General features: G+C 70.7%; 22 protein-coding genes and 2 pseudogenes. 13 read left to right on the top strand and 11 right to left on the bottom strand.

Translation table 11 applies throughout. The features are described from left to right. Positions 1-306, top strand: a 306-nt coding sequence (locus tag VXC91_RS29925) for an IS607 family transposase (RefSeq protein WP_329510475.1), incomplete at its 5' end; no start/stop codon positions are given. Beyond that, on the top strand, positions 299-1924 hold the full coding sequence (locus VXC91_RS29920) for an IS200/IS605 family accessory protein TnpB-related protein (protein ID WP_329510474.1): 1626 nt from the start codon (positions 299-301) through the stop codon (positions 1922-1924). The genes VXC91_RS29925 and VXC91_RS29920, both read left to right, overlap by 8 nt. Positions 1925-1929: 5 nt before the next feature. On the opposite strand, the pseudogene VXC91_RS29915 reads toward VXC91_RS29920, so the two are convergent. Further along, positions 1930-2487: pseudogene (locus tag VXC91_RS29915) on the bottom strand (DUF6397 family protein); the annotation flags it as partial. 306 nt (positions 2488-2793) lie between these two features. After that, positions 2794-3207: a roadblock/LC7 domain-containing protein gene (locus VXC91_RS29910; protein ID WP_329510473.1), complete on the bottom strand. Its 414-nt coding sequence runs from the start codon at positions 3205-3207 to the stop codon at positions 2794-2796. A gap of 94 nt (positions 3208-3301) precedes the next feature. On the opposite strand from VXC91_RS29910, the gene VXC91_RS29905 reads away from it, so the two are divergent. Continuing rightward, entirely contained in the window at positions 3302-3730 is a 429-nt protein-coding gene (locus VXC91_RS29905; RefSeq protein WP_329510472.1) for a PPOX class F420-dependent oxidoreductase, read from the top strand. Positions 3731-3734: 4 nt separating this feature from the next. Here the strand turns inward: VXC91_RS29905 and VXC91_RS29900 are convergent, their stop codons facing one another. From VXC91_RS29900 to VXC91_RS29880, 5 genes are all read right to left on the bottom strand, one after another. Continuing rightward, positions 3735-4340 carry a GTP-binding protein gene (locus VXC91_RS29900; protein ID WP_329510471.1) on the bottom strand — a complete coding sequence of 202 codons (606 nt, stop codon included), beginning with the start codon at positions 4338-4340 and terminating at the stop codon, positions 3735-3737. A gap of 183 nt (positions 4341-4523) precedes the next feature. Further along, positions 4524-4937 carry a DUF742 domain-containing protein gene (locus VXC91_RS29895; RefSeq protein ID WP_329510470.1) on the bottom strand — a complete coding sequence of 138 codons (414 nt, stop codon included), beginning with the start codon at positions 4935-4937 and terminating at the stop codon, positions 4524-4526. A gap of 19 nt (positions 4938-4956) precedes the next feature. After that, complete coding sequence (locus VXC91_RS29890; protein ID WP_329510469.1) at positions 4957-5394, bottom strand: roadblock/LC7 domain-containing protein; 438 nt, start codon at positions 5392-5394, stop codon at positions 4957-4959. Next, positions 5391-7904 (bottom strand): sensor histidine kinase, encoded by a 2514-nt coding sequence (locus VXC91_RS29885; protein ID WP_329510468.1) that lies wholly within the window; start codon positions 7902-7904, stop codon positions 5391-5393. Before VXC91_RS29885 ends, VXC91_RS29890 begins: the two co-directional genes overlap by 4 nt. A 47-nt stretch (positions 7905-7951) precedes the next feature. After that, a complete protein-coding gene (locus VXC91_RS29880) occupies positions 7952-8725 on the bottom strand; it encodes an MHYT domain-containing protein (RefSeq protein WP_329510467.1) in 774 nt (257 codons plus the stop codon). A gap of 152 nt (positions 8726-8877) precedes the next feature. On the opposite strand from VXC91_RS29880, the gene VXC91_RS29875 reads away from it, so the two are divergent. Next, positions 8878-9477: a class I SAM-dependent methyltransferase gene (locus tag VXC91_RS29875; RefSeq protein WP_329510466.1), complete on the top strand. Its 600-nt coding sequence runs from the start codon at positions 8878-8880 to the stop codon at positions 9475-9477. A 110-nt stretch (positions 9478-9587) separates the two neighbouring features. Then, positions 9588-9966 (top strand): annotated as a pseudogene (locus VXC91_RS29865) (helix-turn-helix transcriptional regulator). Here the strand turns inward: VXC91_RS29865 and VXC91_RS29860 are convergent. Then, positions 9943-10848, bottom strand: a complete 906-nt coding sequence (locus VXC91_RS29860; RefSeq protein ID WP_329510465.1) for an oxygenase MpaB family protein — start codon at positions 10846-10848, stop codon at positions 9943-9945. The pseudogene VXC91_RS29865 and the gene VXC91_RS29860 sit on opposite strands and share 24 nt — an antisense overlap. 98 nt (positions 10849-10946) lie before the next feature. Between VXC91_RS29860 and VXC91_RS29855 the strand changes: the two genes are divergently transcribed. The 3 genes from VXC91_RS29855 to VXC91_RS29845 all read left to right on the top strand — a co-directional run bounded on the left by VXC91_RS29855 (position 10947) and on the right by VXC91_RS29845 (position 13740). Then, positions 10947-11243 carry a hypothetical protein gene (locus VXC91_RS29855; protein WP_329510464.1) on the top strand — a complete coding sequence of 99 codons (297 nt, stop codon included), beginning with the start codon at positions 10947-10949 and terminating at the stop codon, positions 11241-11243. Between the two features lie 132 nt (positions 11244-11375). Next, positions 11376-12218 (top strand): hypothetical protein, encoded by an 843-nt coding sequence (locus tag VXC91_RS29850; protein ID WP_329510463.1) that lies wholly within the window; start codon positions 11376-11378, stop codon positions 12216-12218. Between the two features lie 145 nt (positions 12219-12363). Continuing rightward, a complete protein-coding gene (locus VXC91_RS29845; RefSeq protein WP_329510462.1) occupies positions 12364-13740 on the top strand; it encodes a tannase/feruloyl esterase family alpha/beta hydrolase in 1377 nt (458 codons plus the stop codon). 4 nt (positions 13741-13744) lie between these two features. Here VXC91_RS29845 and VXC91_RS29840 read toward each other — a convergent pair whose 3' ends face one another. The 3 genes from VXC91_RS29840 to xylA form a co-directional block, all read right to left on the bottom strand. Continuing rightward, positions 13745-13927 (bottom strand): hypothetical protein, encoded by a 183-nt coding sequence (locus VXC91_RS29840; RefSeq protein ID WP_329510461.1) that lies wholly within the window; start codon positions 13925-13927, stop codon positions 13745-13747. Positions 13928-14110: 183 nt separating this feature from the next. Then, a complete protein-coding gene (locus VXC91_RS29835; protein ID WP_329510460.1) occupies positions 14111-14665 on the bottom strand; it encodes a hypothetical protein in 555 nt (184 codons plus the stop codon). Between the two features lie 131 nt (positions 14666-14796). Continuing rightward, on the bottom strand, positions 14797-15963 hold the full coding sequence (gene xylA, locus VXC91_RS29830) for a xylose isomerase (protein WP_329510459.1): 1167 nt from the start codon (positions 15961-15963) through the stop codon (positions 14797-14799). Between the two features lie 197 nt (positions 15964-16160). Here xylA and xylB point away from each other — a divergent pair, with 197 nt between their 5' ends. The 5 genes from xylB (at position 16161) to VXC91_RS29805 (ending at position 22226) form a co-directional block, all read left to right on the top strand. Next, complete coding sequence (xylB, locus tag VXC91_RS29825; protein ID WP_329510458.1) at positions 16161-17606, top strand: xylulokinase; 1446 nt, start codon at positions 16161-16163, stop codon at positions 17604-17606. A 17-nt stretch (positions 17607-17623) separates the two neighbouring features. Then, positions 17624-18832 carry an ROK family transcriptional regulator gene (locus VXC91_RS29820; RefSeq protein ID WP_329510457.1) on the top strand — a complete coding sequence of 403 codons (1209 nt, stop codon included), beginning with the start codon at positions 17624-17626 and terminating at the stop codon, positions 18830-18832. A 226-nt stretch (positions 18833-19058) separates the two neighbouring features. After that, on the top strand, positions 19059-20543 hold the full coding sequence (locus VXC91_RS29815) for an APC family permease (protein WP_329510456.1): 1485 nt from the start codon (positions 19059-19061) through the stop codon (positions 20541-20543). After that, complete coding sequence (locus VXC91_RS29810; RefSeq protein WP_329510455.1) at positions 20540-21553, top strand: acetamidase/formamidase family protein; 1014 nt, start codon at positions 20540-20542, stop codon at positions 21551-21553. The genes VXC91_RS29815 and VXC91_RS29810 overlap by 4 nt, the downstream gene beginning before the upstream one ends. 94 nt (positions 21554-21647) lie before the next feature. Next, positions 21648-22226: an N-acetylmuramoyl-L-alanine amidase gene (locus VXC91_RS29805; RefSeq protein WP_329510454.1), complete on the top strand. Its 579-nt coding sequence runs from the start codon at positions 21648-21650 to the stop codon at positions 22224-22226. Positions 22227-22359: the final 133 nt, after the last annotated feature.

Raw genomic sequence — 22359 nt, 5'->3', positions numbered from 1 at the left:
GAGGCGGAGATTGGCTCGGGGATGAACGGCAGTCGCAGCAAAGCCCGTCGCCTCCTCGCCGATCCGGATGTGGCCACCGTGGTGGTCGAGCACAAGGACCGGCTCGGGCGGATGAATGCCGAGTTGGTCGAAGCCGCCCTGTCCGCGCACGGCCGCCGCCTTGTCGTCCTCGATGACGGCGAGATGGAAGACGATCTCGTGCGGGACATGGTGGAGGTGCTGACCTCGTTCTGTGCCCGTCTGTACGGCCGCCGTTCGGCGCAAAATCGGGCTCGGAAGGCTTTGGAGGCGGCCGGGCATGGCTGAGCGGAGGAAGCCGCTGCGGGCGATCGAGGCGCCGTTCGCCGTTCTGGGGCCGTCCGGAGTGGCGATCCGTACCCGTATCAAGGGCCTCACACCGGAAGACGACGAGGTGTTACGTCGGGTCGGCGCGCATATGGGCTCGCTGGCCTCGAAAGATCTCAGGCGCCGCTGCATGGACGGCCTGGAGCACTCCACCAGCACGTGGGCAGAGCGGAAGCGGGCACTGACCGGGGAGTCGTCCTCGCGGTGGGCCGGTTCGATCACGAAGGCCACCCACGATCAGTGGGCGCTGGCGCGGCGCGCCCAGTTGGCGCACATCCACAGCCTTGAAGCCGGCATCAGGACGATCGCGCACCGGTTGTCGCTGCCGGCGGGTGAGAAGGGCTCGAAGCGAGCGCCCGGCGGATACCGCACACGGCAGGAGTGGTTCCAAAAGACCCGGCGGCTGCATCTGCTGGGTGACCGCCTGGCCGCTGAGCGGGCCGATCGCGAAGCAGGCCGCGTCCACGTCGTACGGGGCGGCAAGAAGCCGGCCCGCAACCGTCACAACCTCAAGGCTGTCCAGCTCACCGAAGCCGAGTGGCGGCAACGGTGGGAAGCGTCGCGCTGGTTTTTGCAGGCGGACGGCGAGAGCGGGAAGCGGTTCGGGAACGAGACGGTCCGCGTCACCCCGGATGGCCAGGTCTCGATCAAGCTCCCGGCCCCGCTGGCTCACCTGGCCAACAGCAACCATGGCCGGTATGTCCTCGCCGGCAGCGTGCAGTTCCACCACCGAGGTGCCGAGTGGGCCGACCGCGCGGTCTTGAATCGGGCCGTGGCGTATCGCATCAACCTCGACGTCACGCGCGGGCGCTGGTATCTCACCGCGTCCTGGACCATACCGCCGGTCCCAACCGTGCCCCTGGCCCAAGCCAGGCGAGGTGGCTTGGTCGGGGTGGACACCAACGCCGACCACCTCGCCGCCTGGCGGCTGGATGGGCACGGCAACCCGGTCGGCGAACCCCGCCGATTCGCCTATGACCTGTCCGGCACCGCCAGCCACCGTGACGCCCAGGTACGGCATGCCCTCACCCAACTCCTGCACTGGGCCCAGCAGCACAACCTGACGATCGCGATCGAAGACCTCGACTTCAGTGCGGAGAAGACTCGCGAGAAGCACGGACGGCGCAAGCGGTTCCGCAAGCTGATCTCCGGCATGCCTGTGGCCAAGCTGCGGGCACGGCTCGTGTCGATGGCGGCCGAGTTGGGCATCTCCATAATCGCGGTCGACCCCGCCTACACCAGCATGTGGGGGGCCCAGCACTGGCAGAAACCGCTCACCAGCACGACACGTAAGACCACCCGTCACGATGCCGCGAGCATCGCGATCGGGCGACGCGCCCTCGGGCACCGTATCCGGCGACGGACGGCACCGCCCCCTGCCCACCAGAGCGATGGACAGCGGCATCGGACCACCCAGGCCGGACACGATGCCCGCGGGCGTGAGGGAACCCGCCCCTGCATTCCCGGACAACGGACACGATCCGACTGCGCCGGATGCGGAGCGAAAGCGGGGGACCAGTGTGCCCAACACCGTTCGGGGCACGCGACTGAGCACGTGCAACTCATGCTCAGTCTTTAGAAACGGTCCTCCGTCTGGCGCAACCGGAATCCGAGGTGGCGGCCTCGCCAGTTGCGGGGCCGCAGGTCCAGGTCCTCGTCCAGTTGGTCGCGCAATCCTTGAGGTGTGCGGCCGCTGAGCAACGGCGCGTTCGTCTCCCCGGTGGCGAACTGCCGGAGCTCCTCGGCCAGATACAGCCAGACCACGGCCCGGTAGCGGTTCACGTACCAGTTCACCGGCACGACCAGGCCCAGGCGCGCGAAACGTGTGAACCTCGCGGGAGTCACACCCATCAGGGCGGCTCCGTCCTGCGTGCCCATCACCTGGACCCTCTTCCGCAGGGCGTCAGGGAAATCGTCCTCGCAGCGCACACGGTCGAGCTCCGCTCGCGTGACACGGCGGCCTCCGCCTTCGCCGGGAACGGTCCGTACGTATCCGAGCTGTACTGCGAGGTCGAACTCGCCCCGCCTGAGGTCCAGTTCGCGCGCGGCGTGGCTCAGGGCCAGCGACGTCCACCGGGATCGAGATCCTGGAGCGCTGCGGGTGAACTCGGCGGCGGTGGACATGATCGTGTTTGCGGACATGGCGGCTCTCCCCCGTGGAGTCCGTGACGAGCGCCGTGTGCGTCCGCCTGGGAAAAACCGTAGCCGGATCACCGGACTCCGGTTTCTTCCTGTGGATAACTCGCGCGCCGCCGTTCCCCGCTGTCCGTCCGCAGGTCAAAGGGCTCGTCCTCGACGGCCGTCTGCTCCCGCGTCAAGCGCTCTGCGCTGCGTCCGCGGCGCGCGTCAGAGGTCCGTCGAGGGCGCGTGGCCCGCAGGAGGTCCTCGACCGGGCGGGCCGCTGGCCCTCTGGCAGATCCACGAACGGCACACAGATGCGCCGGCGGCTCACAGATCCACTGGAGGCGTGTGATCCCGTTCCCGCGATTCCACGGCGAGGTGGTCCCCGACCCGGTTCACGAGCAGCGTCATCTCATAGGCGATCTGTCCGATGTCGGCCTCGGCGGCACTGAGCACGCACAGGCAGCTGCCCGGACCGGCAGCGGTGACGAACAGGATCGCGTCATCGAACTCGATCATGGTCTGGCGTACCTGACCCGCGCCGAAGTGGCGGCCGGAGCCCTTGGCCAGACTGTGCAGCCCGGACGAGACCGCAGCGAGATGCTCGGCGTCCTCACGCCGCAACCCTGTGCTCGTGCCGGTCACCAGTCCGTCGTTGGACAACACCAGCGCGTGCCGTATGTGCTCCATACGCTCGGTCAGATCGTCCAGGAGCCAGCCGAGCTCCGTGTTCTGCCCCATTGTCCCCTCTCCCCGTGAGGTCGCTCCCCCTGGCCGGAGGATCCGATCAGCCAGCCTTCCCCACAGCCGCCTTCCCTGCAAGCAGGATGGAGGCATGGCACAGAAGATGACCGACGAGGAATGGCAGGCCTTCGTCTCGCACGGCACTCGCACCGGGAAACTCTCCACGGTCCGCGCCGACGGAAGTCCGCACGTGGCACCGATCTGGTTTCTGCTCGACGGAGACGACCTGGTCTTCAACACCGGGAAGGAGACGGTGAAGGGACGCAATCTGGCCAGGGACGTCCGAGTCGCCCTGTGTGTGGACGACGACCAGCCGCCGTACGCCTTCGTCGTGCTGCAGGGACGCGCGCTGCTTTCGGAGGACCTCGGTGAGGTGCGGCACTGGGCAGCACGGATCGGCGCCCGGTACATGGGCGAGGAGCGGGCCGAGGAGTTCGGCGCCCGCAACGGGGTACCGGGGGAACTCCTCGTCCGGGTACGGGTCGAGAAGGTGCTGGCCTACTCCGCCGTCTCCGAGTAGCGCGTCAGCCGACGGAGTCCAGCAGCCGGGCGGTGTGCATCCGCCCGGCGTACTCGACGAGCCGGATCAGCACCTCCTTGCCGGAGTCTCGGTCCCGGGCGTCGCAGAGCACCACCGGAGTGCCCCCGTCGAGGTCGAGGGCACGTGACACGTCGTGGGCGCCGTACCTGCGGGCACCCGCGAAGCAGTTGACCGCCACCACGAACGGGATGTGCCGGTGCTCGAAGTAGTCCACCGCGGGGAAACAGTCCTCGAGTCTCCGGGTGTCCGCGAGGACGACGGCGCCGAGAGCGCCCTGGGACAGTTCGTCCCACAGGAACCAGAAGCGGTCCTGGCCCGGCGTGCCGAAGAGGTACAGCGAGAGCCCGGACCGGATGGTGATCCGCCCGAAGTCCATGGCGACGGTCGTCGTGACCTTCTGGTCCACGCCGTCGGTGTCGTCCACCAACTGGCCGACTTCGCTCAGCAGTTCCTCCGTGCGCAGGGGCCTGATCTCACTGACGGCGCCCACCAGGGTCGTCTTGCCCACGCCGAATCCGCCGGCGACCAGTATCTTCAGCGCCAGGGCGGTCATCTCGTCCTCGGGGGCGTCGGAGTGCTCGGAGGCCATCGATCACTTCTCTCGGGAGGGCCGGCAACGGTCGAGGCAGTACATCCGTGCGGAGTCAGCATCATGACAACTGCGGCCCGCCTTCGAAGGCTTGGACCGGTATTTGACCGATGTGACCATCTGTCGCCCATTCGGTTCCCGAATGGGCGCACATCTCGGCGCGGGGCGGTTCCGGTGCATCACCTACAGCGCCCTCAGTCCCTCGATGACCTCACGCAGAATCCGTTCGTCGGGCAGTTGAGCCGGCGGAACGGGCCGGGAGACCGTGACACAGCCCAGCTCCAGCAGATCCCCGAGAAGCACCCGGACGACGCCCACAGGCAGGTCGGCGTCCGCGGCCAGCTCGGCGACGGACTGAGTCTCGATGCGGCACAGATCGATGAGGGAACGGTGTTCCGGACCCAGCGAGGCGTCGTCGACGACGCTCAGCGCTCCGGCGTCGAGGGAGACGAGGGCGATGAGGTCGAAGCGCACCCCGCTGGGTCCCGGTTTGGTGCGCCCGCCCGTCATCGCATAGGGACGGACGAGCGGTCCCGCCTCGTTGTCGTACCACCGGCTGCCTGGCCGGTGCACAGCGCCTGTCCGGTCCTCGGTCATCTGTGACCGCCTTCGGCCCTCATCCGGCGGCGGGCGGCCCGGCGGCCGCCCTGGGCGGGGTGTACAGGTGCTCGCCGACACGTTTCACCAACCGCGCCATCTCGTATGCCACCATGCCGATGTCCACCGTGACCGCGGTGAGCACGGCGAGACAGGATCCGTCGCCCGCGGCCGCCACGAAGAGGAAGCCGTCGTCCATCTCGACCATCGTCTGGCGCACTCCGCCGACGCCGAAGTGGCGGCCCGCGCCCTTGGCGAGGCTGTGGAACCCGGAGGCGACGGCCGCGAGGTGTTCGGCGTCCTCACGGCTGAGATCGGAGGAGGCGCCCACCGCCAGTCCGTCGTTCGAGAGCACCACGACGTGCCGCACTTCGCTCACGCGCAGCACCATGTCGTCCAGCAGCCAGTCGAGTTCGCCCGACCGCTGGGTGGTCCTCATACCGGGGTCCTGGATCATGCAGGGTCTCCTTCGCTGCTGTCGCCGACGGGTCCTGCCGCATGCCCGGGTACGCGACCGCCGCCACGTACCCAGCCTTCGCGGTAGGCCGCCATGCGGTCCCGTACCAGTTCGGGTGTGCGCTCTTCGTCATGCACCGGGTTCTGGGGGCCCGTCGCAGGTTCCTGCTGGCGCTGCCCACGCAGTTGGGGGGCGAGGCTCGCCTGCCGTACACGTCGCGGCAGGTCCTCGGAGCCCTCCGAGTCGTCCCCCCGGCGGTGCAGCCTCAGCGCGGTGACGCCGGGCTGCGCCTGCTCGGACAAGGCTTCGGCGGAGGCCCGTACCCCCGCTCGGGCCGAGCCCGCGAGCGCGGGCCGCTCCACGGCCTGTTCCACCGGTTCCGTGCGCACCGCGGCGGCCACGGGAGCGTGCTCGTGCCGTACGGCATCCGCCGGGCGGGCGGGATGCTCGTCGGCACCGTTGTGCAACAGAGCGTTCGGCAGAAGGACGACGGCCGTCGTGCCGCCGTAGGGGGAGGTCTGCAGATGCACCTTGATCCCGTGCCTGGCGGCGAGCCTGCTGACCACGAAGAGGCCGAGCCGGTCGCTGTCGAACAGGTCGAGCGCCTCGGACTGCTCGATGCGCCGGTTGGCCTCTGTCAGGGTCTCCTTGCCCATGCCGAGGCCCCGGTCCTCGACCTCGATGGCATAGCCGTTGCCGACGGGTTCACCACTGACGCGCACGCGCGTGTGGGGCGGCGAGAACTGGGCGGCGTTCTCGAGGATCTCGGCGAGGAGATGCGTGACGTCCGCCACCGCGGCGCCGATCACCGACGCCTCGGGGAGCCGTCGTACCTCCACGCGCGCGTAGTCCTCGACTTCGGAGACGGCGGCCCGTACGACGTTGGTCAGTGAGACGGGCATGCGCCAGGCACGTCCGGGTGCGGCTCCCGAGAGGATGATCAGGCTCTCGGCATGGCGCCGCATGCGCGTGGTGAGGTGGTCGAGCCGGAAGAGGTCGCTCAGCTCGCTCGGGTCCTCGGAACGGCGCTCCATGCTGTCGAGCAGGCTGAGCTGGCGGTGCACCAGGACCTGGCTGCGCCGGGCCAGATTGACGAACACGCCGGAGATTCCGCTGGCGAGCTCCGCGCGCTCGGCCGCGGCGCGCAGGGCCGCACGGTGCACGGTGCCCAGGGCCTCGGCGACCTGCCCGGTCTCGTCCTCGGCGGGCGGTCCCGACGGCGCCTCCGCGTCGACGTCGATCTCTTCCCCGGCCCGCAGCTTCCGCATGGCCTGCGGCAGTTTGTGGCGCGCGATCTCCAGGGCGCTGTTGCGCAGGCTGACCAGTTCGACGACGAGTCCACGTCCGATCCGCACGGAGATGACGAGCGAGGCGGCAACGGCGACGAGGCCCAGGAGAACGGCGGCACCGGCGGGGGTGAGCACACCGCGGGTGAACGGGTCCGCCCGCTCCGCCACGCCCCGGCCTGCGTCCGCCTCGATGGTCCGCATGGCGCCCTGCACGCGCGCGTGTGCCGGGGTCCAGGTGCCCGCGGGCGCCGCGTCGACGGCCTGGGCACCGGGCCGGCCGGCCAGCACCTTGTCCTCGACGGCGCCGAGGCCGGCGTAGGCGCTCCCCTTGGCGATCCGTTGCCAGGCGGCCCGTTCCGAACCGCGCAGGTCGCCCACGGCGGACTCGGTCAGAGTCCGCCGGATGTCGACCGCGCCGGTGAACAGCCTCAGACGTTCGCCGTCGAGGGTGCCCGCGAGGCGGGCGCTGGTGAGGACGGCGTCCTCCTGGGCGAGCGCCTCCCCCGCGCGGGAGAACTCCAGCAGTACACGCGCGTCGGAGCCGAGGTCCGCGTCCTGAACGCCGGTGAGCGCACCGCCCACTGCGAAAGCCTCGGCGATGGTCCTGGTGTACCGCCCGTACGTCTCGTCCCAGCCGACCCGACGGGCGAGAACGTCGTCCCGCAGCGAGCGCAGTGCTTCGGCGCCGGCGACGAACTTCTCCAGCCGGCCGGGGAGACCGGAGGGCAGGTCGGTGCCGTCGGCGACGGTGTTGTCGCCGCCCAGCCGCAACTTGGCCACCGCACGATCGGTGCGGCCCGCGAGGGTCTTGAGGTCGTCCGGCCGCCCGGCGGCGGGGTCGGTGGCGTAGCGCACGGCGGCCACCCGCTCGGCCTGGAGCGCGGCCACGGCGTCGGCGACCGGGGCGCGGACCATGGAGTCCACACGCTGCAACTGGCGCAGCCCGGCGATGTCCTGGGCGGTGGTGACCGTGGCGTACGCCCACAGGGCGAGCAGGGAGATCACGGGCACCATCAGCAGGCAGACGATCTTCGCCCGGACGGTACGCGGGCGTATGTGCCGGCGTACCGCCCGCACGGGAGTATCGGGCTCCGTGCCACTCGGCTCGTCCGTCTCGAGGCGCTCGTCGGCCGGCGGCCCGGCGTGCGCCCGGCGGCCGCGCACCGGAGGCGTGCGGGACGGTTCGGCGCCGGCCGTGCGGGCCCTACGGGATGTTCGCATGGACTCCTCGCTCGGAGTGTGTCGGGACGTGTCGTCCGGGCCCGCGGTCAGCGGGCCGCGCTCTCGACCGGTCGCTGGGCCGACGCGGAAGCCTCGCGCTCCCCGGCTGTCGGCGACAGTGCGACGAACGCCGAGGTGAGGAAGAGATAGGACCCGAGGCCGACGGCGAGGGGGAAGATGAACTGCATCGCCGTGGCCCCGGGAAGGGACACGCCGGACGGCGTGACATGAACACTCACTGCGAACATTCCGGTGTAGTGCATGCTGCTGACCGCCACGCCCATCACGAGCGAGGCGACGGTGACCGCGATGGGCGACTTGATGTTGAGGCCCGCCCACAGGGCCGCCGTCGCCGCGACCACGGCGATCAGGACGGAAACTCCGACCATCAGGGGGTCGTAGTGCACCGTCCCGTGCAGCCGCAGCGCCGCCATGCCGAGGTAGTGCATGCTCGCGACGCCGAGGCCGGTGGTGAGCCCGCCCAGGAAGAGGGCCCGGGCCCGATCCCGGCTGTGTCCGACGGCGAAGACGCCGACACCGACGACGATCATGGCCACGAGCAGGCTGAGGATGGTCAGCGGCACGTCGTAGCGAATCTCGGTACCGGTGACGGCGAAACCGAGCATGGCCACGAAGTGCATGGTCCAGATGCCGGTGCCGATCGCCGAGGCCGCGGTGAGGAGCCAGTTGCGACGCGACCTGCCGGTGGTGCCCAGCGCGCGGACCGTGCAGCGCAGCCCCAGGGCCGCGCCTATGCAGGCCATCACGTACGACAGCAACGGTGTCAGCCAGCCGAATGCGGCGTGGTCCAGGTGTCCCATGGCCACGGGACGCTAGTCGGAGCGGGGGCGCACGCAGGGGGCGCATTTCGAAAGCTGTTGCAATCTGACCGAGTCGGATCCTGGAACGATCGAGTCACGCTCGAACGTGTGCGCTACAGCATCGTTCGTGGAGGTGAGGAATCATGCGGAACATGAGCGACGACCACACACACGTCCAGGAGTTCTTCGGCGCACGCGCAGCCGATTGGGACGCACGATTCCCCGACGACGGCCCGGCTTATGCCGCGGCGGTCGACGATCTCGGGCTGCGTGAGGGGGACCGCGTGCTCGACGCGGGCTGCGGCACGGGCCGGGCCCTCACGCCGCTGCGTGCCGCCGTGGGTCCCTCCGGGGTGGTCCTCGGAGCCGATCTGACCCCGGCGATGCTGGAGGCCGCCGTTCGGGCCGGACGGGACCGTGACGGCCTGCTGCTGCTCGCCGACGTGGCCGCGCTACCACTGCGCACGGAGTCCCTGGACGCGGTGTTCGCGGCAGGTCTGATCGCCCACCTCCCCCGTCCCGTCGAGAACCTCCGGGAGTTGGCACGCGTGGTGCGGCCCGGGGGTCTGCTCGCGCTGTTCCATCCGATCGGCCGGGCGGCGCTCGCGGCGCGACAAGGCCGGCAGATCACCCCCGACGACCTGCGTGCCGAAGCCAACCTCGGCCCTCTGCTGGCGGGTTCCGGCTGGCGGATGACGTCCTACGTCGACGAGGACTCCAGATTCCTCGCCGTGGCCGTCCGCGAGCGCTGAGCCTCAGCAGCGTCCGTCCAACTCGGCCACGAGCACGTCCGGATTGTCGAACATGACGTTGTGGCCCGCGCCGGCACGATCACCACGCGCACGCCCGCGGCCTCCAGGCCCTGCCTGGAGTCCAGTTCGCCGCTCAGCTCGCCCTGGAGGTCGCCGCGCTGACGGGTCACGTGCGACCTGTGGCGGAGGGCACGCTGCATCCCGCGATCAAACCGCTGGAGCAGTCCGGACCGGTGGCGGGCGCGCCACAGCCGGGCTCGGTGGCCGCTCCGCGCCACGTGCTGCCCCTCACGGACGACGGCAGGCGGGAACTGCGCCGCAGGCTCGCGGAACCGGCGAGGTTCTTCTGCGAGGGCGACCGCCCGCCGCGCGGAGGAGGTGGACGACCTCTTCCGGCGCGGCGTCCTCACCATCGCGCGCGCCACCAGCCGGGCCGAGCCGGCCTGGCTGCGGACGACGCTGGACTCACTCGCCCAGGGTGCCGGCTGAACCGCTCGCCGGCCGGACCGGACACCCCTTCACGCCGGGGACGGGACAGGTACCCAGGTCGGCGACGCGATAGCCGTTCGGATAGCCCTTGATCTCCCGATTCTGCCGTGCGAAGTGCGGGGTGCGCCGCGGGGGCATGAGGCGCACCAGACGACCGCGGGCACGGATCGCGCGGCGCACCCACGCGCGTGTGGCGGCCCTCGGCGGCTCGTACCGGAAGGCCTTGAGGAGCGAGTCGTCGAGCAGGGCGAGCGTCGCCAGGCGGACGAGGGGAGCCAGGGGGCGCGGGTACCAGGAGGTCATCAGGTCCAAGGTCGCGTCTGAGACCCGCCGGGCCCCTGGATCCACCGCGAAGTGGGCCTCCTCATAGGCGTCGAGAAGGGCCTCGAACTCCTCGTAGGTCTCCGGGATGTCCTTGATGCCCATGTGCCGCCCGAGGGTGCGATAGTGCACGACGGACGCGACCGTCTCGTGCCGGGACAACCGGCGCCATCCGTAGGCGTCGATCCATCGCTTGGGCATCACCACAAAGGTGCACAGCACGTAGCGCATGTCGTCGTTGCCGATGTCGTAGCTGTGATGCATCTGGTTGATGCGATGGATCGCGGTGCGGCCCTCGGCGCTGTCGAAGCCGTGTTCCACGACGGTGTCGAGCAGCAGCGCGGTGTCGTCGTAACGCTTCTGGGTCCGGTCCGTGAGCTCGCCGGTCTCGGCGAGCAGACGGCCGATGCTCGGGACGGCGTAGGTGCGATAGAGGGCCAATTCCAGGGCACGGGTGTAGTCCCAGGGGAACTCGTAGGCCGTGCTGAGCCGGTAGATCTCCAGGGCGTCCTTCTCGGCGTCCAGGCGCCTGATCCGTCCGAGCCGATCGAATCGCTTCACCGTCCCGTGCCCCTTCTGCCGTCGAAGCTTCAACCCTAGGTTGAAGAGCAGCAGATGCACGTCGAAGAAGGCAACCGTGAGGGGGAAGGTGGCCCGGCATGTTCGACAGGATCCGCACATCGGTCGGCAGATTCGTCAAGTCCCTGCGCGTGGAGGCGACCGCAGGCGGAGACAAGCGCACGCACAACTTGTTCGAGGCGGCCGCCGCCTATGTGTCGGCATGCGCCGAGGACGACCAGGACCGGATGGACGAGGCCTCGACATGGGTCTCTCCGGAGGCCCTGTCGTTCGGCGTGAGCGAGCTCGCCTGCCGCGCCGTCATCACCCTCGCGCGGGAGCGCGACGAGTCGCCGCGGGTCGTCGCGCGCACGCTTCTCGGTCTGCCCGCCGCCTAGTGCGGGGTTTCCTCCGGTCGTTTCGCCCGGTCCGGGCTGACACGTGCGGCTCTTCATCGAATTCGCACTCGTGACAAGTGGCTCGCGCGCGCATTAAGGTGCGCCGACGGACGAAAGCTTGGGGAGGATGGCATGGCCGGGACGGACGAGGACGCCGTCGCTGCCGAGGACGACGCGCTGTATGTGCTGACGGCGATTCTCTTGACGCCCGCACAGTTCCCGAGCGTGCTGGGCGACGACTACCCGGAGGCCTGCGCGGCTCTCGACCTGCCGCCGGTAGCCGACGGATACGGCCTCGTGCTCGGCCAGGACGGCGACGGTGCGCGCTGGACGGTGGTCGTCGACGACGTGTCGCTCGTGGCTGTGGCGATCGCATCCTGGGACTGCGGCATGGAGTACGACCTGTCGCCCGACGAGCGGTCGGTAGTGACCGCGCTGCCGGGCTGGCCGCTGGCCGTGGCCGTCGCCGCACCCAACGTGGCCGCCCCCCACGACCCCGCGGCCGAACTCGTCGACCGCAAGCCGCTCTCCCCGCCGGACACCGACACCTGGGGTCCTGCACAACGGCGCCTGGGCGCGGACGACATCGCCCTGCGATGGGCCGTCTGGCGCGAGCAGATCGACGACGCAGCCTTCGCACCCGCAGACAACGGAGCGAAGGCCGAGAAGAAGGCCGAGCCGGCCGACGGCCCGGGGGTGAACAGGCTCAGCAGCGGCGTCCGTCGCGTCCTCGCCGAGGCACGCGCGTATGTGGACGCTCCCCCGCCGCTCGGACGTGTCCGTTCCTCGTTCGCGTCGGGTGACGCGCGCATTCTGCGTGCCGACGGACCCGGCTGGTCGATGATCGCCCGGACCGACGACATCGCGTTCGTCCTCCTCGACGAGGAGCCCGGCGAGGTCGTCCCGGTGGGCCGGGGTGCGGAGCTGCCGGGCCTGCTGGAGGCGCTCGAGAAGCTGGCGGTACGCCCGCTCTGACAGGCCCGGCGCGCGGGACGAACAGGGGCACGTTGCGAACCCCCATGGCGTCATCGATGTCCCTGTGGTCCGCACCCATGGTCGCCGGGCTTTCGCGGTCGCAGCATGGGCAGCCCGTGCTCCCCTCGCGTCCCGGAGGCCTGTCATGCGCCTGTCCCGAAGTGTTGTGCTGTGCGCCGCCGCCCTGCTGGCCTCGACCCTCACCGGACCCGCTGCGGCGGTCGGCGGTGACCCGTGCGGACGGCAGGAGCGGGTGCGGGTACCGGGCGCGGAACTCCAGCAGAAGGCCTGCCTCGGGGATCTGACGACGTCCGGGCTCGCGGGGACCCCGTACACGGACATGGCTGATCAGGCAGGACTGACCGCCAAGGGCACACGCAATCCGTCAGGGGTGCCGGGACTGCAGATCGACGGGTACTTCCCCGACGACTCACACACCAACACGACACACCGCTGGGCGCACGACGCCCAGTTCGTGATCCGGCTGCCCGACCACTGGAACGGCGGCCTCGTCGTCACGGGAGCGCCCGGCACGCGCCGGCAGTACGCAACCGACACGGCGATCTCCGACCGGGTGCTCGCCCAGGGGTATGCCTACGCGGCCACGGACAAGGGCAACAGCGGGGCGGACTTCTACCGGGACGGAACCCGCCCCGGTGACGCGGTCAGCGAGTGGAATTGGCGTACGACCCAGCTCACGCTCGCCGCCAAGCGGGTGGTGGCCCAACGCTACGGACGTGCGCCGCGGCGTACGTACATGACCGGGATCTCCAACGGTGGCTACCTCACGCGCTGGCAGCTCGAACACCACCCCGAGCTGTACGACGGCGGTGTGGACTGGGAAGGCGCCCTGTGGACGGCCGAGGGCCCGAACCTGCTGACGTCGCTGCCGGCGACCGTGGCGAGGACACTCGGCTCGGCCCGGGACGAGGACCTCTACGCGGCCGGGTTCGCTCGCGGGTCGGAGTTCTTGTGGCCCTACCACGAGAAGGCCTATTGGGGTCTGACCCAGAAGATCTATCGCGCCGAGTTCGACCCTTCGTACGACGCCGTCTGCCCCGGCGCGTCCGCGGGGTCGACGGTGGAGCAGATACTGGCGCCCTGCCGCTCGGACGCGACGTACGACTATGTGGCGCGGCCGGCGTCCGTGCACCGGGCGGTGGCCAGGGTCGCCCTCACGGGACGGATCGGGAAACCGCTGATCACACTGCACGGCGACCTGGACGCCCTGCTGCCCAAGGCCACGGACTCGGACGTCTACGCCCGCATGGTGGTCCGCAACGCCCGCGGCGCACTGCACCGCTACTACACCGTCGAGGGCGGCACCCATGTCGACGGCCTGTACGACACCTATCCCGACCGGCTGCGACCCATCCTGCCCTGCTACCGGGCCGCCTTCGACGCGCTCACCGCGTGGGTGGAGCGGGGCGTACGGCCGCCCGCGGACCGTACTGTCGGCAGGCCCGCGGACGGCGACGTGGTCGGCTCGTGCGCCCTGACGGACGCCGCGGCCGGCCGCTGAACCCTCAGCGGCCGAGCTCCTTGCGTGCGACGCGGCGCAGCCTGCGCCGCTGGGCGGGGTCCAGGGTGAGGTACGCCGCCGCCGGGACCCCCAGCACGATCAGCAGGACCGCCCACCAGGGCAGCCAGATCCACAGGACGAGCCCGACCAGCACCGCCCCCGTGGCGATCTTCGTGTTCCTCGACATGTGTCGCCTCCTTCGCGGCCACTGCCGCTCGCGGGCCTCGGCGGCACCGCTCTCTGTTCTGAGAACGGGTGCGTGCTTCGGACGGTTCCAGGCCACGACCCTGAGAGAACCCTGAGCCGCGCCCCCTGACTGCGCGCGCGTGGCGCACGCTGCCGCAGGACGGCCGGCCGGTCCTCCTGAGGGTCAGGAGGCGGGTGTGGCGAAGAACGACGCGAGGTCGTTGGGAAGGCCGCTCGGCAGCTCGCTGGGGAGCCAGGACGGCAGCTTCGTCGGCAGACCCGAAGGGAGCTTTGAGGGCAGTTCGGTGGGTAGCCCGGTGGGCAGCCCGGACGGGATGCCGAGGGAGGGGGCGGACGAGCGGCTCGCGCTGCTCCCGGCGGGTGGTTGCCGCTCCGGAGATCCGCCCCCGCGGTTCATCACCAGGACCACGGCGATGATCCCCAGCGCCACGATCACGGCGACCACGAGGAGCAGGATGTCGCGGCGCGGGCCGGGCGCGCCGGGTGGGCCGTGCGGCGGCTCCGGGGGCGGGCCGTCACCGCCGCCCGACGACCAGTGGCCACTGCCCGGGGGCGGGCCGTAGCGGCCGGGTGCATGGCTGCCGGAGGGCGCGCCGTGGTCTTGGGGAGGCGCACCATAACCACCGGACAGCGGGCCGTGGTCTCCTCCGGACGGCGGGCCGAACGCGCCGTGGTCCGCGGGCGGCGTGTCTCCCGGTGGCTGGGGTGGCATGGCCATACCGCCACTGTCGCCTCCGACCCGTCATGGCGCGACCTCCGTACGGCAGTTGATACGGAGTCATGTTCTGGATCGCATGATTCCGGAGCAATGCGCGCGAAGGCCGCCCACTTGGCGAGGTCCGGCAGCGATCAGCCGCGTGCACCCAGCAGATGGTCCATGGCCAGCTGGTCGAGACGCTCGAAGGCCATGCCGCGCGCGGCGGCCGCCTCCACGTCGAACTCCTCGAAGGCACCGCGGTCCGCGAGCAGGGCCTCGAGGCCGTCTGCGGCGGTCGGCTGCGCCAGCTGGTCCAGACGTGAGGCACGCAGGGCCTCCTGAACCTCCGGGTCCGCGCGGAAGGCCGTGGAACGCTCCTTCAGGATGAGGTAGTTGCGCATGCACCCCGCGGCCGAGGCCCAGACGCCGTCGAGGTCCTCGGTCCGCGGCGGCTTGAAGTCGAAGTGGCGCGGCCCGCTGTAACCGGCACTCTCCAGGAGGTCGACAAGCCAGAAGGCGGCTCGCAGGTCGCCCGCGCCGAAACGCAGGTCCTGGTCGTACTTGATGCCGGACTGGCCGTTGAGGTCGATGTGGAAGAGCTTGCCCGCCCACAGTGCCTGGGCGATGCCGTGCGGGAAGTTGAGGCCGGCCATCTGCTCGTGGCCCACCTCGGGGTTGACGCCGTAGAGCTCCGGGCGCTCCAGGCGCTCGATGAAGGCGAGAGCGTGGCCGACCGTGGGCAGCAGGATGTCGCCGCGCGGCTCGTTGGGCTTGGGTTCGATGGCGAAACGCAGGTCGTAGCCCTGGGAGGTGACGTACTCACCGAGGAGGTCGAAGGCCTCCTTCATGCGGTCGAGCGCGGCGCGCACGTCCTTGGCCGCGCCGGACTCGGCGCCCTCCCGGCCGCCCCAGGCGACATAGGTCTTCGCGCCCAGCTCCGCCGCCAGGTCGATGTTGCGGATGGTCTTGCGCAGGGCGTAGCGACGGACGTCCCGGTCGTTGGCGGTGAAGGCGCCGTCCTTGAACACGGGGTGTGTGAACAGGTTGGTGGTGGCCATCGGCACGGTCATCCCGGCGGCGTCGAGGGCCTGCCGGAACCGCTTGATGTGCGCCTCGCGCTCGCTGTCCGAGGACCCGAAGGGGATCAGGTCGTCGTCATGGAAGGTCACTCCGCAGGCCCCGAGCTCGGCAAGGCGCTGGACCGTCTCCACCGGATCCAGGGCACGCCGGGTGGCGTCGCCGAAGGGGTCCCTTCCCTGCCAGCCGACGGTCCACAGGCCGAAGGTGAACCTGTCCTCGGGGGTGGGCTGGTAGCTCATGCCACGGCTCCTTGCTCGCTGAAGACTATTTCGTCATGGCGCTTAACAAATTAGTATGCGAAGGCGTCTCTGGGAAGAGACCATGTGTCCCCGTGCGAGGACTTCGTACGGTGACGATGTGTGCACGCGGGGCCGCACGGGTCCGCGACACGCCCCCACAGGCCAGATCCCGCGAGCCGCGGAAGAGGGAGAGCCCGATGTCAGCAGCCGAGGGTCCACTCGTCGTCGGGGTGGACTCGTCCACCCAGTCCACCAAGGCCCTGGTCGTCGACGTATCGACCGGACAGGTGGTGGCGAGCGGTCAGGCGGCGCACACCGTCTCGACGGGCGCGGGCCGAGAGAGCGATCCGCGCCAGTGGTGGGACGCCCTGTGCGAGGCCCTGCTCCAGTGCGGCGAGGCGGCCCGCGAGGCCGCCGCGGTGTCCATCGGCGGCCAGCAGCACGGACTGGTGACCCTGGACGCGCACGGCGACCCGGTACGCCCGGCCATGCTGTGGAACGATGTGCGGTCGGCGCCTCAGGCCCGTCGTCTCGTGGAGGAACTGGGCGGACCCAAGGCCTGGGCGGACCGCACGGGCAGCGTTCCCGGCGCGTCGTTCACGGTCACCAAGTGGGCGTGGCTGGCGGAGAACGAGCCTGAGGCCGTCCGAGCGACCACGGCCGTGCGACTGCCCCACGACTATCTGACCGAACGCCTCACGGGGCAGGGCACGACCGACCGCGGCGACGCCTCCGGCACCGGCTGGTGGGCGTCCGCGACGGAGTCGTACGCCGAGGAGATCCTCGCGCACGTGGGACTCGCCCCCGCACTGCTGCCACGGGTGGTGCGCCCCGGCGAGGTCGCCGGCACGGTGCGGGACGCCCATGACCTGCCCTTCTCCAAAGGCACCCTGGTCGCGCCGGGCACCGGGGACAACGCGGCCGCCGCGCTGGGCCTCGGCCTGCGCCCCGGAGCTCCGGTGCTGAGCCTGGGGACCTCCGGCACGGTGTACGCGGTCTCGAAGCGATTCCCCGCCGACCCGACCGGCACCGTGGCGGGCTTCGCGGACGCGCACGGCGACTGGCTGCCGCTGGCCTGCACCCTGAACTGCACGCTCGCGGTCGACCGGATCGCGGAACTGCTGGGTCGGGACCGCGAGGCCGTGGAACCCGGCACCGGCGTGACGCTGCTCCCCTACCTCGACGGCGAGCGCACACCGGATCTCCCGCACGCCACGGGACTGCTGCACGGCCTGCGGCACGACACGACGCCGGGCCAGCTGCTGCAGGCGGCCTACGACGGGGCGGTGCACTCGCTGTTGGGGGCCCTCGACCTCGTGCTCGACGCGGACGCCGACCGCACGGTTCCGTTGCTGCTCATCGGTGGTGGTGCCCGGGGGCGGGCGTGGCAGGAGACCGTACGGCGGCTCTCGGGGCGCCCCGTCCAGGTGCCGGAGGCGAAGGAGCTCGTCGCGCTGGGGGCCGCCGCGCAGGCCGCCGGACTGCTGACGGGCGAGGACCCGGCCTCCGTCGCCCGGCGCTGGGACACCGCCCGCGGGCCGGTTCTGGAAGCCGTGGAGCGGGACGAGGCGGCCCTGGCCAGGATCGCCGGGGTACTCTCCGAGGCGGCACCGCTGCTGGAGCGCGAGCCGGACCGGCGCTGACGAGATCCGAGGGAGGCATGACCGCACCACTGCAAGAAGCCCATCCGTCCAGCCCCGGCCGCCGGCTGCCGGACACCCAGCAGGGCATGCGCCGCCGCAATCTTGCGCGGGTCATGCACACCGTGAGCGCCGAGGGGCCGCTGTCGCGTGCCACGGTCGCCTCACGCATCGGGCTGACGCGGGCGACGGTCTCGACACTGGTCGACGAGCTGATCCGTTCGGGCCTGCTGGAGGAACTGGGGCCGGAGCGCCCCGGCCGGGTCGGGCGTCCCGGTTCCGCCCTGACCGTCAGCGGTCGCGGTCCTGCGGGGATAGGTGCCGAGATAGGGGTCGATCACCTCGCGGTGTGCGCGGTCGATCTGCGCGGTGCCGTGCGGGCCCGGGCGGTGCGGCACGGCACGAACCGCGGCCGCCCACCGCAGCCGGTCCTGGGCGAACTGGCCGCTCTCGTGGGTCAGGTCGTGGCGGAGGCGGAGCGGGAAGGACTGTGGCCCGCCGGGCTCGCCGTCGCCGTGCCCGGTCTGGTCGCGCGCGATGCCCGGACCGTGGTCCGCGCCCCCAACCTCGACTGGCACGACCTCGACCTGGGACCCCTGCTGCCCGCCGGACTGCCGCTGACCGTGGACAACGAGGCCAACTTCGGCTCGCTCGCGGAACTCTGGCTCGGCGAAGCCACCCCTCGCGACTTCCTGCACGTCTCGGCGGAGATCGGCATCGGCGGCGCGGTGGTCGTGGACGGGAGGCTGCTGCGCGGCACGCATGGTTTCGCGGGCGAGCTGGGTCATGTGCCCGTGCACCCGGAGGGGCCGGAGTGCGCGTGCGGCGGACGTGGCTGCCTGGAACAGTACGCCGGCGAGGAGGCGGTGCTGCGGGCGGCCGGGCTGACACCGGGGCAGGACCGCGTCGAGCTGCTGGCCGAACGGGCCGCGCAGGGTGACACGGACGTGCGCCGTGCGCTGCGCGAGGCAGGGACCGCACTCGGAATCGCGCTGACCGGAGCCGTCAATCTGCTGGATCCCCAGGCGATCGTGCTCGGTGGGGCGCTGGCCGCCCTCGCGCCCTGGCTGCTGCCGTCCCTGGAGCGAGAGCTGGCGCGGCGGACGGCAGGTCCGGGCTGCGTCGTGACCGTTTCGCGACTGGGGCCCGAAGGGCCGTTGCTCGGCGCCGCGCACTCGGTCGTGCGGGCGGTGCTCGACGATCCGGCGGCTGCCGCGGAACGGGTGTAGCAGGCCGCCTGCGGCGGCAGTGGCACGGGGGTGCCGCTGTCGAGCGGCCGGCGAGCCCCGGACGGGTTCGCTTCCCTCGAAGGGGTGAGGAAGTTGTCCACAGTCCTGTGCTCATCCACGGATGACACCGCCCTCTTCCTGCCCAACCACCCAGCGCCCTACGGTTGTTCACGCGAGGCGCAGCTATCGGGCGGCGACCGCACACGAGTCGGATCGGGGGATTCAGATGGCGGGGGAAGCACCCTTGGGCCTGCGGCCCGAGGCGATCGGTTTGCGCGAGGTCCTGTTCCAGAGCATCACGGCGATGGCGCCGGCGGCAGCGGTCGCAGCGTCCATTCCCTCGGGCGCGGCCTTCGCCGGCGGCAGCCTGCCGCTGGCCGTCCTCGTCGCCCTGGTGGCCTGCCTGTTCACCGCGTCGTGCGTGGCCGAGCTGGCGCGCCGATTGCCCGCCGCAGGCTCGGTGGCGACCTATGCCGCGCAGGGGCTGCACCCGGCGGTCGGCTTCCTGGTCGGCTGGGGCTATGTGTTCGTCGAGGCTCTGGTGCCGCCTCTGCTGCTCCTGCAGCTGGGTTTCACCACGGCGGGCACGCTGCACCAGGAGTGGCCCTCGTACCCCGAGGACCTGTGGTGGCCGTGGGCCGTCGCCGGCGCGGTGGTCATCGCGACGGCGGGCTACTTCGGCGTGCGGGCCTCGGCCCGTTTCGGCACGGTCCTCGGCGTGTTCGAGGTGCTGGTCCTTCTGGTCTTCGCCATCTGGCTCATTGTCAGGGCGGGCGGGGACAACACACTGTCGGTGTTCGGCACCTCCCACACGGCCGAGGGATACGAAGGCATCAGCGGCGTGTTCGCCGGATCGGTGTACACGGTGCTCGCGTTCGCCGGATTCGAGGCCGCGGCGCCGCTCGCGGAGGAGACGAAGGACCCGCGGCGCACGATGCACCGGGCGGTCCTGGGGGCCGCGTTGGCGATCGGTCTGTTCTACGTGGTCACGACGTACGCCATGACCGTGTTCTTCGGGCCGGACCGCTTCTCCGGCTTCGGCGCCTCGGGAGCGGCGTCCTGGGAGGGCGTGGCGCGTGGGTCCTTCGGACTCTTCTGGGTCCTGGTGTTCCTGGCCGTCGTCAACTCCACCGTCGCCAACGCCAACGCCTGCGCCAACGTGTCGACCCGCACGGCCTTCGCGCTCGCACGGATCAAGGTCTTCCCGTCCCTCTTCGCGCGCATCCACCCCCGCTACCGCTCCCCTGTGGCCGGGGTCCTCGTGCAGGGGGCGGTGGCCGTCGCCGTGATGCTGGGGCTCGGCCTTTACTACGACCCCGTCACAGCGTTCCTGCTGTTGGCCACAGTGATCGTCACTGTCGTGATCGGTGTGTACATCGTCGTGAACGCGGCATGCACGGGCTACTTCCTGCGCCGTAGGCGCGAGGCGTTCAGTCCCGTGAAGCATCTGCTGTTCCCGCTGCTGGGTATCGCCGCCTTCGTGCCCGCCCTGCTGACCGCGGCCGGCCTGCCCGTCTTCGACTTCGTGTCCACGCTGTCCGCGCCGGTGTCGTACGCGGGGCCGGTCGTCGGTGTCTGGATGGCTGCCGGGGTCGTGGTGCTGCTCGTCCTGCTGCGGCGCCGTCCCGGTCGCATAGCCGAGACCGCCCGGGTCCATCTCGACGACTCGCCCGCACCCGACCTCCGTCCGAACGGAGCCGTGCAGCAATGAGTGATCCCCGAACCCTGACCGTGCGCCCCACGCCGGGTGAGTACGCGTGGACGTTCGGCGGCGCTCCGCCCGTCGCGCGGATCGCTCCGGGCACCGTCCTCGAGCTGTACACCGAGGACTGCTTCGCCGGACGGGTGCGGTCCGAGAAGGATCTCGTGTCCGAGGTATGCGAGTTCCCCTTCCTGAACCCGCAGACCGGTCCGTTCCATGTGGAAGGCGCCGAGCCGGGCGACACGCTCGCGATCCACTTCGTGTCGATCGAGCCGGCCCGAGACTGGGCTGCCTCGACCACGGTCCCTCTGTTCGGGGCACTGACCTCCACGCACACCACGGCGACGCTGCAGCCGCCGTTGCCGGAGGCCGTGTGGATCTGGCAGCTCGACCGGGAGCGGCACACCGCCCTGTTCACCGCGCGCGACGGCGACATCAGCGTCGAGCTGCCCATGGATCCCATGCACGGCACCGTGGGTGTGGCCCCGGCCAATCTGGAGGTGCGCTCCGCCCTCGTGCCGGACGCGCACGGCGGGAACATGGACACCCCGGAGATGCGGGCGGGCGTCACGTGCTACCTGGGGGTGAACGTCGAGGGCGGGCTGCTCAGCCTGGGTGACGGCCACGCCAGGCAGGGCGAGGGTGAGACATGCGGTGTGGCCGTGGAATGTGCGATGGACACCGTGGTGATCGTCGAGTTGCTCAAGGGGATCGCCACGCCCTGGCCCCGCATCGAGTCCGACACCCACATCATCTCGACGGGTTCGGCCCGCCCGTTGGAGGACGCCTTCCGGATATCCCAGCTCGATCTGGTGCAGTGGCTGGTGCGCGACTACGGGTTCAGCGAGTTGGACGCCTATCAATTCGCCACCCAGACGGTCGAGTCGCCGCTCGCGAACGTCTGCGACACCAACTACACGTGCGTGGCCAAAATCCGCAAGGAATGGCTGCCCGCAGGCGAGACGCATCGCGGAATCCACGCCTGCCTGCGCGAAACGGCCGCAGCGCTCTTGCGTTGAGTACTCCAAGAGCACGACCGGCACAGCTGCGAACCTCAGGCGCGGAAGGCACTTGTCCATGGATCGAGACGCTTCAAAACGAGCGGGACGCCACATGAGCAGGCGGCGGTTACTGAAGGGCGCGGCCCTCGCGGCGGTGCCCTATGCGCTGCTTCCCTCGGCACCGGCCGGCGCCCGCCCCCGGACCGTCGACCATTCCTCCGCCGTCTGGATGGCTGCCGACCCGGCCAACTACACGGCCTCCGCCCGGCCGCTGAGCTACCCGCTCGACCGCGTCATCATCCACGTGACACAAGCGAACTACACGAACGCGCTGGCCATCTTCATGAACCCGCGCAAGAAGGTGTCCGCCCACTACGTGGTCCGGTCGGTGGACGGGCACATCGCGCAGTGCGTCCGCGAACACGACATCGCCTGGCACGCGGGCAACTGGGACTACAACACACGCAGCATCGGCATCGAGCACGAAGGGTGGGTGGACCGGCCCGGATACTTCACCGACGCCCTGTACGAGGAGTCCGCCAGGCTCACGGCGGAGATCTGCAGGAGATACGCCATCCCGACGGACCGGGCGCACATCATCGGGCACTACGAGGTCCCCGGCACGGACCACACCGATCCGGGACCGGACTGGGACTGGACGCGCTACATGAGACTCGTCAACTTCGCCTGACGACACTGGTCAACTTCGTCTGACCACAAGGGTCCCGGCCGTTCGTCCGGAGAGGGCGCCGAGGCCGACATGCCGGGGCCGCGCCTGCTCGTCCTCCCGGCACACGGCTCTCCTCCCGGTCCTGTCGCGACCG

Source organism: Streptomyces chiangmaiensis, assembly GCF_036281785.1.
GTDB lineage: Bacteria > Actinomycetota > Actinomycetes > Streptomycetales > Streptomycetaceae > Streptomyces > Streptomyces chiangmaiensis.
The sequence above is the reverse complement of the archived record's forward strand: the minus strand, read 5'-3'. Positions and strand labels throughout refer to the sequence as shown.